Consider the following 13,062-nt stretch of genomic DNA (forward strand, 5'->3'; position numbering starts at 1 on the left):
TTGTTCCATCGGGGGTGAGGCCGGGGTTCAGGGAACGTGTCCGTAGGGGTGCCACCCGGACGGGTTCCACTTCCCGCCGCGCTCCTGCCGCACCTCCCGGAGACTCGTGCCCACGTATCGGGCTTCGAGCTCCGCGTCGGGTTTGCCGGTGTACACCCATCGCTTCGGGTCGAGATTGCCCTCGGCGTCGCGATAGGACTCCCAGTAGTCGACGCGGTGGACCGCGCGGACGAGATCATCGGCGAAGACCAGCACGGGCAGGTCGGGCACGGTCCGGTGCGGCCCGGCGCGCCAGGCGCTGCGGGAATGTTCGTAGATGACGTCGGCGGTCGCGTCGCTACGAGCCGATGCGTCGACCTTCACCAGCACGCACGGGTCCGGCAGCGGCGGCGACACCGGCGCCGCGTATCGCAGGACGAGCTCCTCGATGCGCCAGGGCCCGGGTGCATCCGGCGCGGCCGGTAGGTCCGATGCGGCCAGGGCGGCGACGTCGAGCCCGGAGCGTCTCAGCGAAAGAGCATGCAGTTCAGCCGAATCGGCGCTGCCGATGCCGTATCGCAGTATCCAGTGCTCGACGCCGAACCCATCGGCATCGATGTCGCGGATGCGTTCGGAGATCGCGTCCGCGATATCGGCCGGGTCGTCATCACCGACGACGTCGGCCGGATCGGGAACGACCCCCGCCAGCGCGGCAGCCGAGTAGCGGTGCACGCGGTCACCGCGGCCCGCGCCGACGTGGAACAAGGAGGCGTCGCGCGGATCGACGAGGGCGTACACGTACACCCCGAGAGCCGACTGGGCCTCGTGCGGAACCGGCTTCGGCGGACCGGGCGGCGGAACCGCGACCGGCCGCAACAGGGCGAGCACCTCGTCGACAACGGACGGCCGGACGCCCAGCCCGCCGCCGGTGACCCCGCCGAAGACGACCTCACCGGCTCGCTCCCGGTCGACGAACCGCCGGCCGGCGAAACGGTCGACGGCGCGCACGACGTCGGCGACCTCGGCACGTCGCGCCGCCGCGCCGCGCGATGCCGTCCGCTCGTCGTCCGGATCGAGCATCTCCGCGAAGGCCGACGACGAGAGGAAGGCCTCGAGGGCCGTCCGGGGCAGCTCGACCGCATCCATCCTGCGTACCGCCATGGTCGCATGATGCCAGCACTTGACCTCGAACACCGACAAGCTTTAATGTACTTTTGTACATGTACATACGTACATTATTGTCGAGAGGACAGTCATGACGGAGGCCACGGCCCGCCGCCGCCGAGATCCCGAGGAACGCCGTCGGACGATCATCGAGGCAGCCGCCACCCTGATCACCGAGGTCGGCTCGGACGGTCTCACACACCGACTCGTCGCCCGACGTGCCGGCGTGCCACTCGGTTCGACGACGCAGTACTTCGCCACGCTCGACGATCTGCGCGAGGCAGCGCTCGCCCGCCTGGCCGATGACATCGACTCCGGACTTGCCGAGGTCGCGGAGACACTCGACGAACACGGGCCCTCGGCCGCGGTCTTCGCCGAGGCGCTCCACGAGTACATGTCCGACGAACGGCTGATCCGCGCCGACCTCGCACTCGTGTCGGCTGCGGTGATCGACCCCTCGCTGCGTCCGCTCGCGGTCCGCTGGCCCGACGGACTGGTCGAGATGCTGGCGCCGCGCGTCGGTCACACGGCCGCCCGCGCGATCGCCGCCTACACCGACGGGGTGGCGATGCACGCACTCCTCTACGGGACACCGCTGTCCATCGACGACCTGACCGCCGCCCTGACAGCGCTCACCGGGCTGATTTCTCCGACCGACGAGAACCGGAGCCGATGATGACGCAACCCCCGTCGACGACCAGTTCGTCGAAAGGCACCGCACCGGGCCTGTCCTTCCGGCGCCGATGGGCGTCGGCCGCTGTGCTGTCGGCCAGCCTGCTGGTGATCACGGTCGACCTGACGATCCTCAACGTCGCGCTGCCCGATCTGGCCGCCGACCTGCGCCCGACCGCCGATCAGCAGCTGTGGATCATCGACGCCTACTCTCTTGTCCTGGCCGGCCTGCTGCTCTCTATGAGCTCGCTGGCCGACCGGTGGGGCCGAAAGCGGATGCTGGTCACCGGCTTCGCAGTGTTCGGCGGCGCCTCGGCACTGGTCCTGCTGGCTGATTCGCCCGGCGCGGTGATCGCGGTGCGGGTGCTGCTTGGCGTGGGCGGCGCGATGATCATGCCGACCACGTTGTCGTTGCTGCGCAGCATCTTCACCGACCCCGCCGAGCGCGCCACCGCCCTCGGGCTGTGGGCCGCGGTGTCAGGTCTCGGCGCCGCAGTCGGCCCGATCGTCGGCGGTGTTCTCCTCGAGTACTTCTCGTGGCGAGCCGCGTTCCTGGTCAACGTCCCGCTGATGGTCATCGCGATCGTCGCCGCCCTGGTGATCCTGCCCGAGTCCAAGCACCCGCAACCCGGCCGGTGGGACGCCGTCGGTGCCCTGATGTCGATCGCCGGCATGGTTGCACTGGTCTGGGCGATCAAGCGGTTCGCCAAAGAAGAGAGCCTCCTCGCGCCGGCCGCCTGGACGGCCCTCCTCGGCGCGGTCCTCATCCTGACCCTGTTCGTGCGACGCTGCCTGCGTCGCACGGAACCACTGCTCGACATCTCCCTGTTCCGCAGCCGCCCGTTCAGCGCGGGCGTCCTCGCCGCGCTCGGTTCGATGTTCGGACTCGCCGCGGCACTGCTGCTGCTGGCCCAATGGCTCCAGCTGGTCGAGGGACACTCCCCGATCGCGGCCGGTGTCCGCTTGCTGCCGGTGGCGGGGGCGGCGATGGTCTCCTCGATGATCGCCGCCCCGCTGTCCCGCATGGTCGGCGCGCGCGCCGTCGTGGCCGGCGGCATCGGCATCGCCGGTGTCGGCATGGCGCTGATGTCGGTCGGTTCAGACGGCCTCGGCTACGGCACGGTCGCCGTCGCCCAGGTGCTCGTCGGATTCGGCATCGGCTCGCTGGCGATCGCGTCGGCGATGATCATGGCCGGCACCCCGGATGCCAAGGCGGGCAATGCCGCCGCGCTGGAGGAGACCGCGTACGACCTCGGCAACGTGCTCGGCGTCGCCATCCTCGGCAGCGTCGCCTCGATCCTGTACCGGTCCACGCTGACGACCGACCCGATCCCCGGAGTTCCCACCGAGGCGACCGAGGCGGCCGCCGAATCCCTCGGCGCTGCCATGGGTCTCGCCGAGACGGCCGGCGCCCCGGGTCTCGCGGAGCGGGCGGCGACGGCGTTCACCTACGCCATGCAGGAGACGAGCCTGATCGGCGGACTCACACTCATCGTCGTCGCCGTGGCCGTTTTCGCGCTCGTGCCGCGCGGCACGGATGTCACTGCCGCGCAGCACTGAGCGCCACTCGGGCGGTGGCCACTTGACGTCACCGGTCGGACGGAGGCTCCGGCACCATCAGCTCGAACATGCGTCGGAGACAGTCACCGAGCTCCAGATCGTCACGCTCGAGCCACATTTCGTGTGCGGCAGATGATCCCGCGATGACCGCGTATGCGACCGCGGTCGGGTACGCGTCGTCGCCACACCCGGCCGAGTGCGTCCGGACGAGATCGGCGATGACCGTCCGCCATTGCCGATAGACGATGTTCGCCTGCGCCTGCACCGCGGGGACCGTGAGGATGAGCTGCGCCCGATGGCGCGCCCATCGCGCTTCGGCCCGGCCGTGATCGACTGCCGCGATGAACGCCTCGGTCACGATCAGGTGGGGAGGGGTGTCGGTGGCCGCCGCGGCGACGAGTTGGCGGAAGTGATCGAGTTCGGCCGCCGACTCAACCCACACGACGTCGGCTTTGGTCGGAAAGTAGCGAAAGAAGGTCCGGCGGCTGACCCCTGCCGCGTCGGCGATGTCACCCACACTCGTCTTCTCGAAGCCCCGCTCGAGGAACAGTTCCTGAGCGCGGGCGGCGAGTTCATGTGCGCTGGTCGTCGCTGGACGGCCACCCCGGTCAGCGCGCGCCTCCGACGACCGTGCTGTTTCCATGCCCGCCATCGTGTCACCCCTCCCCGCCCGCACCCACCCGACATCGAAAAGATTGTTTCGCCACCGTTATGGCACGCCGTGACATATCGTCGTCGGGGAGACGTGCATCACTGGTCGCGCGTCATGTCGAAGGGATCACCATGGGCAAGCTGGAGGGCAAAGTCGCCTTCATCACCGGAGCAGCGCGCGGTCAAGGACGCAGTCATGCGGTTCGGCTGGCACAGGAAGGCGCCGACATCATCGCAGTCGACATCTCCCAGCAGGTCGACACCGTCCCCTATGACACCGCCCGGCCGGGCGACCTCGAGGAGACCGTGCGTCAAGTGGAGGCACTCGACCGGCGGATCGTCGCCGCCGAAGCCGATGTTCGCGACCTGTCGGCCCTGCAGAAGGCCGCCGACGACGGGATGGCACAACTGGGACGTATCGACATCGTCCTCGCCAACGCCGGCATCAACACCATGGCGCCCACCCTCGAGATGGACGAGACGATGTGGCAGACCATGATCGACATCAACCTCACCGGCGTGTGGAAGACCGTGCGCGCCGCGGCACCACACATCGTCGCGGGCGGGCGCGGCGGCTCGATCGTCCTGACCAGTTCGCTCGCCGCGATGTGGGCGAACGAGAACATCGCCCACTACTCCGCGGCCAAGGCCGGGCTCATCGGCATGATGCAGGTCCTCGCCAAAGAGCTCGCGCCGCAGAGCATCCGAGTCAACACCGTTCACCCGACCACCGTGGCAACCGAGATGATCCTCAACGACGCCACCTACCGGCTCTTCCGCCCAGACCTCGAGAACCCGTCGCGTGCCGACTTCGAAGAGGCCGCCCGCGAGCTGAACCGGCTGCCGATCGCGATGGTCGAGCCGGTCGACATCTCCAATGCGATCCTCTACCTCGTCTCCGACGACGGCCGCTACGTCACCGGGACCACCCATGTCGTCGACGCCGGCGGACGACTTTAGAAGAACCCTGGGCGTGGAACTTCTCGACGGCATCACAGCACTCAAGGAGGACGTGTTCAGATGACCTCACTTCGGCCGCTGGAGACCCACGGCCTCGCGGCGATCCGGGCCCGGATCGCCGCCGAGGTCGTCGGCCGCGATCGCGAGCTCGATCTGGTCCTGGCCGCGGTCGCCGCCGGCCGGGACCTGATCCTGGAAGGCCCGCCGGGCACGTCCAAGAGCACGTTGCTGCGATCGATCACCGCCGACTGGGGCATTCCGCTCGTACTGGTGGAGGGCAATGCCGACCTGACCCCTGGTCGCCTCGTGGGTCACCACAACCCGGCACGGGTTCTGCGGGAGGACTATTCGCCCGACAACTTCGTCGACGGCCCACTGATCGAGGCCATGCGCGCCGGCGGGTTCCTCTACGTCGAGGAATTCAATCGGGCACCCGAGGACACCATCGACACCTTGCTCACCGCGATGGCCGAGCGCACCATCACCGTCCCACGCGTCGGTACCATCACCGCACAGCCGAGTTTCCGCATCGTTGCGTCGATGAACCCCTTCGACAACGTCGGGACGACACGCCTGTCGACCTCGGTCTACGACCGGATGTGCCGGCTGGTCGTCGACTACCAGGACGATGCGGCCGAACGGGAGATCGTCTCGCGCAGGACGGGTTTGACGTCGACGCGGGTGGTCGCGGACGCCGTGGGTGTCACCCGGGATACCCGCCGGCACGACGCCGTCCGACAGGGCAGCAGCGTACGCGGAGCCATCGACACCGCACTGCTCGCACATCAGCTGTGCGAGATGCGCGGCATCACCATCCCGGCCGACGACGATATCGCACCGCCGCGCGACCTGCCGTCCGACTACACCGCGACCTTCCTCGACGCCATGCAGGTCGCCCTGTCCGGCCGAATCCACCTCGACGACACCGTGTTCACGACTGCCGAGCAGGTGCTCGCCGAGATCTGGCAGAACCACTTCCTGCTGGCGCCGGCGGCGGCTGAGCCGGGTTGAAGAGAGGTCGAGGCCGATTCACCCCTCCGGCGTGATTCGGTCACCGCACGGGCCCGTCGCCGGAAGCCCCTGCGACGCAAACCCAAACAGCTGTCGGAGAACCCCGTGCTGCTCGAATCCTCCGGTGGTGGCGGAGCCCCCTCCGAGGTGGGGCGTCGCCGAAGGACGCGAGACGCACCGTCGGGCTCGACACGAGGAATCGGCACGGTCACGGACGACGCCGGTGCCCGTGACGACGAATCCGCCGCGACACAACCGGACCCGATCGCGCGCGAGCGAGCCGTACAGCTCGCGAGGCGCCTCCGTCTCGCGCGCCCGGTGGACACACCGAAGGCACGCCGCGGCGCCAACGGAACCCTCACCACCCAGCGGTGGCGTGGCGGCTCCGACGAACTCGACCTCGACGCGACACTCGAGGCACTCATCGGCAACCCGATCCCCGAGGACGACGACATCCGCGTGCGCGAGCGGGTCCGGCGCCGGCGCTCGATCGTGCTCGCGGTCGACGTGTCCGGCTCGACCCGTGGCGAACAGGTGCGCACCGCGGCAGCGACTGCCGGCGCTCTCGCCGGTGAACTCGGGCGTGACGATCTCGCCGTCATCGCCTTCTGGTCCGACGCCGCGCTCATCGTCCCCCTCGGCCGGCCGGTGACCACCGAGCGTCTCGTCGACGAACTCCTCGCCCTGCCCGCGCAGGGCCTGACCAATGTGGCCTTCCCACTTCAGACCGCCCTCGAACAGCTTGCCGGTGTACCGTCCGCCGATGCCCGCGTGATCCTGTTGAGCGACTGCGTCCACAACGCCGGACCCGATCCCCGGGACGTGGCCGGACGGCTCCCCCGCCTCGACGTGCTGCTCGACACCTCGGGTGAACACGACACCGAACTCGCCCAGGACCTCGCGCTCATCGGCCACGGGCGATGCCGGCCGATACGGGACCACCACGGCGTCGTACGCGCCCTGCAGGCGATCTTCGCCTGAGCGGTGGAGCGGTGGCCGCCTGTCGGTCAGATCACCGTGAGTCGCGAGAGAACACTCCCGCCCGAGCCCTCTACCACACGGCACCGACAAGTTGAGGTCGCCGAATAACGTTGCACAACATGGTGTTTGGGCTTGCCATGCGTCGACATTGAGGTACACTTGAACGATATTCGAACCGCACACGGGGGGTGACGGTCATGTTCGATTCCCAGCGAGACGTCGGCACCGACGTGCCGTCGCCTCGTGCGGTCGCGTTGCTCGCCGATCTCCACCGCGTGCTCGACGAGCTGCAGTCGGTGGATCTGTCGCCGTGCACCGATGCCGAACTCATCGACGTCGCAGTCGATACCGAACGCGCCATCGCACGACTGACCGTCGCCGGTGACCGGCAGATCGACCAGGCCGAGGCCCGCGACCTCCCCCGCAAGACCGGCTGCCGAACCCTCATGCAGTTCATGACGCACCGGCTGCGAGTGTCGAATCCGATGCGTCGCCGTAAGCAGATGGACGCCACCATTAACCGGACCAGCCTTGGCGGCGACGTCCTGCCACCCGAACACCCCTGCCTGGCTGAGGCTTTCACTCAAGGCACGGTCGGCACCGCGCACGTGCAGGCCGCACTGGATGTCCTCGACCGCATCCCGACAGCCGTCGACCACGACGTGAAGGTCGCCGCCGAACGACAGATGGCCGAGATCGCCGAAGCCCACACCCCCGCCGACATCACCCAACTCGGCGCACGCCTGCTCGCCCACCTCGACCCCGACGGCACCCTGGCCGACGACACCGACCAGAAACGCCGGCGCAACCTGTGGATCAGCCGGCAACGTGCCGATGGCACCGCCAAGGTGTCGGGCACCCTGACCCCCGAACTCGTCGCCCGACTCACGATGATGTTCGCAGTCTGGGGCAAGCCCGGACTCAACAACCCCGACGACCCTGATTCGCCCCGCGGACCGGGCGGCACCGCCGACCCCGATGCGGTGGCAGCCGCAGCCGATCGTGACGGGCGCACCCTGGCCCAGATCAACCACGACGCTCTCGATGCCGCACTCGCCGCGGGCTTTGCCGATGGCACGCTCGGCACCTCGCATCGAGGACTACCCGTTCAGTTGATCATCAAAGCCGACCTCGGCGACCTGATCCGCGAAGCCGGCCTCGCGACCACCGCCACCGGAACCCTGCTGCCCATCCCAGACGTCATCGCACTCGCCGCCGACACGCAACCATGGCTGGCGATCTTCAAAGACGCCACCACCGTGCCGCTGTACTTCGGGCGCGGAAAACGGTTCGCCACCCGGAACCAGCGGCTCGTGTCCTTCGCCCGCCCCGACGGCGAGGTGTGCTCGGCACCGGGATGCGACCAACCGGCCACCCACGTCGAACTCCACCACGCACAACGGGACTGGGCCGACGGTGGCCTCACCGACATCGACGACCTCGCACCCGCATGCCCACGACACAACCGCATGGTCGGCAAGAACCCCGGCCAGTACACCACCCGGGTCGTGCGCGACGGACCCGACGAAGGCCGCTGCGCCTGGAAACTCAACGCCGAACCCGGCGCACCGCCCAACCCCGAACACATCAACCGCCGACCCGACATACCCCGGCGATTCGCAGAACATCTGAACACCGTGCGCGACGAGATCCACGGACCACCAACCCGGCCCGGCGATCAAGCACGCCCGGAGAAGCCACGCCACCAAGACCCGCGCCGCTCATGGTTGACAACCAGCCACGTCATCGACGTCCGACCGCCACGACCCGGCCCACCCCCACCCCGACCTTCCCTCGTCGAAGCGCACCTGATGACGCTCCTGGCCACCCACTGAACCGCGCCCCCACATCGACGATCACCCACCGACGACAAAGGGACCCATCCCGAAGGATGGGTCCCCTGTCTTGCGATGAACTCTGTCGAGCTGAACTCAGCCGAGTACCAACGACTCTCCGTCGGCACTGACGTTGACCGGGACCACGTCACCGTCGCGGATGTCTCCGGCGAGCAGTTGCCTGGCGAGCTGGTCACCGATGGCCTGCTGCACCAGGCGGCGCAGCGGACGGGCACCGTACAGCGGGTCGAATCCCCGTGCGCCCAGCCATTCCTTGGCCTTGGTCGACACCTCGAGGTCGAGGCGGCGCTGCGCGAGCCGCTTCTTGAGCTGGCCGAGCTGGATGTCGACGATCGACACCAGTTCCTCCGGGCTCAGGGCGTCGAAGATCACGACGTCGTCGAGACGGTTGATGAACTCGGGCTTGAACGCCGAGCGCACGGCCATCATGACGTGGTCCTTGTCGCCACCCGCACCGAGGTTGGAGGTCAGGATCAGGATGGTGTTGCGGAAGTCCACCGTCCGGCCCTGTCCGTCGGTCAGGCGGCCTTCGTCCAGCACCTGCAGCAGCACGTCGAAGACGTCCGGATGGGCCTTCTCGATCTCGTCGAACAGGACCACCGTGTACGGACGACGTCGCACCGCCTCGGTCAGCTGACCACCGGCCTCGTACCCGACATAACCGGGCGGAGCGCCGACGAGCCTTGCCACGCTGTGCTTCTCGCCGTACTCGCTCATGTCGATACGGACCATGGCCCGCTCGTCGTCGAACAGGAACTCGGCGAGCGCCTTGGCGAGCTCGGTCTTGCCGACGCCGGTGGGGCCGAGGAACATGAACGAGCCGAGCGGCCGGTTCGGGTCGGCGACGCCTGCGCGTGCACGACGCACCGCGTCGGACACCGCCTGCACCGCGTCCTTCTGGCCGATGACCCGGTGTCCCAGTTCCTCTTCCATACGCAGCAGCTTGGCGGTCTCGCCCTCGAGCATGCGTCCGGCCGGGATTCCGGTCCACGCCGACACGACCTGCGCCACGTCGTCGGGGCCGACCTCCTCCTGCAGCATCACGTCCTGCGAGGGATCGGTGCCGGTCTTCTCGATCGCGGCCTCGAGTTCCTTCTCCAGGCCGGGGATCTTGCCGTACCGCAGTTCGGCTGCGCGCCCGAGATCACCGTCACGCTCGGCCCGATCGGCCTCGCCGCGAAGCCGTTCCAGCTCCTCCTTGAGGTCGCGAACCGCGTCGATCGCGGTCTTCTCCGACTGCCACCGGGCGGAGAGCTCATTGAGCTTCTCCTTCTGGTCGGCCAGTTCGGCGCGCAGCTTCTCGAGCCGGTCCTTCGACGCCGCGTCGGTCTCCTTCTGCAAGGCGACCTCCTCGACCTCGAGCCGACGGACGATCCGCTCGACCTCGTCGATCTCGACGGGGCGCGAGTCGATCTCCATCCGCAACCGCGACGCGGCCTCGTCGACGAGGTCGATGGCCTTGTCGGGCAGGAACCGCGACGTGATGTAGCGATCGGAAAGCGTTGCAGCGGCGACCAATGCGGAGTCGGTGATGCGCACACCATGGTGCACCTCGTACCGGTCCTTGAGGCCGCGGAGGATGCCGATGGCATCTTCGACCGACGGCTCGCCGACGTACACCTGCTGGAACCGACGCTCGAGTGCGGCATCCTTCTCGATGTACTTGCGGTACTCCTCGAGGGTCGTGGCACCGACCAGCCGCAGCTCACCACGGGCGAGCATCGGCTTGATCATGTTGCCCGCGTCCATCGCGGAATCGCCTGTCGCACCGGCGCCGACGATCGTGTGCAGCTCGTCGATGAAGGTGATGACCTGGCCGGCCGATCCCTTGATCTCGTCGAGCACGGCCTTGAGGCGTTCCTCGAACTCACCGCGGTACTTGGCACCGGCGACCATCGAACCCATGTCGAGGGAGATGACGGTCTTGCCGCGCAACGACTCCGGCACGTCGCCGGCGACGATACGCTGGGCGAGTCCTTCGACGATGGCGGTCTTGCCGACACCGGGTTCACCGATCAGGACCGGGTTGTTCTTGGTCCGACGGCTGAGGACCTGCACGACGCGCCGGATCTCGGTGTCGCGGCCGATGACCGGGTCGAGCTTGCCCTCGCGGGCCGCCGCGGTCAGGTCGGTCGAGTACTTCTCGAGAGCCTGGTAGGTCGATTCGGGGTCCTCAGAGGTGACCCGCGCACTGCCTCGCACGGCGACGAACGCCTCGCGCAGAGCCTGCGGAGTCGCACCGAGGTTGTGCAGCAGTTTGGCGACATCGGAGTCACCGGTCGCCAGACCGACGACGACGTGCTCGGTCGAGACGTACTCGTCGTCGAGCTCGCCGGCCAGTTGCTGGGCAGCGGTGACGGCCGCGATCGATTCGCGGGATAGTTGAGGCGTCGAGCTGGCGCCGGATACCGTCGGCATGCGATCGACCAGAGCCTGGGCCTGCGCACGAACGCTCGACGGGTCCACGCCCACTGCCTTGAGCAGCGGCGACGCGATGCCGTCGGACTGATCGAGCAGTGCCACGAGGATGTGGGCCGGTCGCACGTCGGGGTTGCCAGCACTGGCCGCCGCCTGCACAGCAGAGCTCAACGCTTGCTGCGTCTTGGTGGTGGGGGTGAAGCTGTCCACTCGCGTGCACCTTTCTCTTTAGTCCAACAGGCTCAAGTATGAGCCCTACGAGGTCTGTAACGCCACTAGAGTTGAGTGCATTCCGCTCAGGTCTACTAGATTTGTGATCTAGAACACTATCCGTGCCGCCGCGTCGTCGACCGGCAGTATTGAATGCATGACCGCAGACAGCTCCGCCCGGGAGAACGCGACACAGTCCGACGCCCCTGCCGCCACGGACGCGGCAGTGATCTTCGTTCTCTTCGGGTCGACCGGCGACCTCGCCAAGCGGATGGTCCTGCCCTCGCTGTTCGAACTCCACCGTCGAGGCCTGCTCCCGGACGGGTGGCAGCTCATCGGCAACGGCCGGGGCGACCGCACTGACGACGAGTTCCGGCAGCACGTGAAGAACGCGGTCGAGGAATTCGGTTCGGACGGGTCGGTGTCCTCGGACGAATGGGCCTCGTTCGCCGAGACCATTCGATTTGCCGGCGGCGGGTTCACCGCCGACGACCCCGGCCGCCTGCTGGAGGTGATCGACGCCAGCCGAGACGCCATCGGCGGCACGGCCCAGCTGGTTCACTATCTCGCCCTCCCGCCGACCACCTTCGTCGACTACACGAAAGCGATCGCCGCGCACGGTCTCGCGAAGAACTCGCGCGTCGTCTACGAGAAGCCGTTCGGTACGTCACCCGGCGGATTCCGGACCCTCGACGAGGCGGTCCACGAATCCCTCGACGAAGACCAGATCTACCGGATCGACCATTTCCTGGGGAAGGAGAGCACCCAGAACCTGCACGTGCTGCGTTTCGCCAACGGCCTGTTCGCCGGGGTGTGGAACCGCGAGCACGTGGAGGAGGTCCAGATCGACGTCCCGGAAACCCTCGACATCGCCGACCGCGCCGCGTTCTACGACGCCACCGGGGCATTCCTGGACATGATCGTCACGCACCTGTTCCAGGTGGCGGCCGAAGTCGCGATGGAACCTCCGGTCTCGCTCGGCGCCGAGGACCTGCTCGGCGCCCGGGAGTCGGTCATCGCCGCCTTCCGGCCACTCGACCCCGCCGAGGTGGTCTTCGGTCAATACGAGGGCTACCGCGACACCGAGGGCATCCCCGACGACTCCACCACCGAGACGTTCGCGGCGGTGCGCCTGTGGGTCGACACCGACCGCTGGCACGGTGTCCCGTTCCTGCTCCGTACCGGCAAGATGCTCGACCACAGCGCGCAACGCCTCAGCCTGGTCTTCCGCGCCCCCGCCGACGGTCCGCTGACCGACACTCCGACCGACGGCACCGTGCTGACCTTCGACCTGGCCGGCGACGGTGCCATCGATCTCGCCGTCACGATCAAGGAACCGGGTTCGGGGACCGACCTGTCCGTCGCGCACATGACCGAGAAGCTCGACGAGGTGGCCGACGGATTGTCGCCTTATGCACGACTGATCGTCGATGTGCTGCGCGGTGACCGGTCGCTGTTCACCCGGCCCGACGGCCTCGCACATGTCTGGGAGGTCGCGGCACCGGTACTGACGAATCCGCCTGCACCGCAACCATATGCGGCAGGGTCGACCGGCCCCGCGGCCGCCGGCGACCTGTGCGGCGGGTCCGGCTGGATCTGA

10 protein-coding genes are annotated in these 13,062 nt (G+C 68.1%); 7 read left to right on the top strand and 3 right to left on the bottom strand.

Features of this window, described 5'->3' with window-relative positions; genetic code table 11:
• Positions 1-27 precede the first annotated feature (27 nt).
• The gene (locus AMD30_RS01165) at positions 28-1,125 is read right to left on the bottom strand and encodes a GIY-YIG nuclease family protein (protein WP_035716944.1); all 1,098 of its coding nucleotides are present in this window, start codon (positions 1,123-1,125) and stop codon (positions 28-30) included.
• A gap of 109 nt (positions 1,126-1,234) precedes the next feature.
• Here AMD30_RS01165 and AMD30_RS01170 point away from each other — a divergent pair, with 109 nt between their 5' ends.
• Complete coding sequence (locus AMD30_RS01170) at positions 1,235-1,819, top strand: TetR/AcrR family transcriptional regulator (protein WP_010840803.1); 585 nt, start codon at positions 1,235-1,237, stop codon at positions 1,817-1,819.
• Complete coding sequence (locus tag AMD30_RS01175; protein WP_055474445.1) at positions 1,819-3,375, top strand: MFS transporter; 1,557 nt, start codon at positions 1,819-1,821, stop codon at positions 3,373-3,375. The genes AMD30_RS01170 and AMD30_RS01175 overlap by 1 nt, the downstream gene beginning before the upstream one ends.
• A 28-nt stretch (positions 3,376-3,403) precedes the next feature.
• On the opposite strand, the gene AMD30_RS01180 is transcribed toward AMD30_RS01175, so the two are convergent.
• Positions 3,404-4,027, bottom strand: a complete 624-nt coding sequence (locus tag AMD30_RS01180; protein WP_055474446.1) for an acyl-CoA-like ligand-binding transcription factor — start codon at positions 4,025-4,027, stop codon at positions 3,404-3,406.
• Between the two features lie 131 nt (positions 4,028-4,158).
• Between AMD30_RS01180 and AMD30_RS01185 the strand changes: the two genes are divergently transcribed.
• The 4 genes from AMD30_RS01185 to AMD30_RS01200 all read left to right on the top strand — a co-directional run bounded on the left by AMD30_RS01185 (position 4,159) and on the right by AMD30_RS01200 (position 8,813).
• Complete coding sequence (locus AMD30_RS01185; RefSeq protein WP_010840816.1) at positions 4,159-4,986, top strand: mycofactocin-coupled SDR family oxidoreductase; 828 nt, start codon at positions 4,159-4,161, stop codon at positions 4,984-4,986.
• A 60-nt stretch (positions 4,987-5,046) separates the two neighbouring features.
• Entirely contained in the window at positions 5,047-5,997 is a 951-nt protein-coding gene (locus tag AMD30_RS01190; RefSeq protein ID WP_055474447.1) for an AAA family ATPase, read from the top strand.
• Between the two features lie 105 nt (positions 5,998-6,102).
• Positions 6,103-6,978, top strand: coding sequence for a vWA domain-containing protein (locus AMD30_RS01195; RefSeq protein WP_156354127.1), 876 nt, complete (start codon positions 6,103-6,105; stop codon positions 6,976-6,978).
• A gap of 197 nt (positions 6,979-7,175) precedes the next feature.
• Complete coding sequence (locus AMD30_RS01200) at positions 7,176-8,813, top strand: HNH endonuclease signature motif containing protein (RefSeq protein WP_055474548.1); 1,638 nt, start codon at positions 7,176-7,178, stop codon at positions 8,811-8,813.
• Between the two features lie 96 nt (positions 8,814-8,909).
• Here AMD30_RS01200 and clpB read toward each other — a convergent pair whose 3' ends face one another.
• On the bottom strand, positions 8,910-11,462 hold the full coding sequence (gene clpB, locus AMD30_RS01205; RefSeq protein WP_010844726.1) for an ATP-dependent chaperone ClpB: 2,553 nt from the start codon (positions 11,460-11,462) through the stop codon (positions 8,910-8,912).
• Positions 11,463-11,619: 157 nt separating this feature from the next.
• Here clpB and AMD30_RS01210 point away from each other — a divergent pair, with 157 nt between their 5' ends.
• On the top strand, positions 11,620-13,062 hold the full coding sequence (locus AMD30_RS01210) for a glucose-6-phosphate dehydrogenase (protein WP_231632614.1): 1,443 nt from the start codon (positions 11,620-11,622) through the stop codon (positions 13,060-13,062).

This window comes from Gordonia sp. HS-NH1, assembly GCF_001418765.1.
Lineage (GTDB): Bacteria > Actinomycetota > Actinomycetes > Mycobacteriales > Mycobacteriaceae > Gordonia.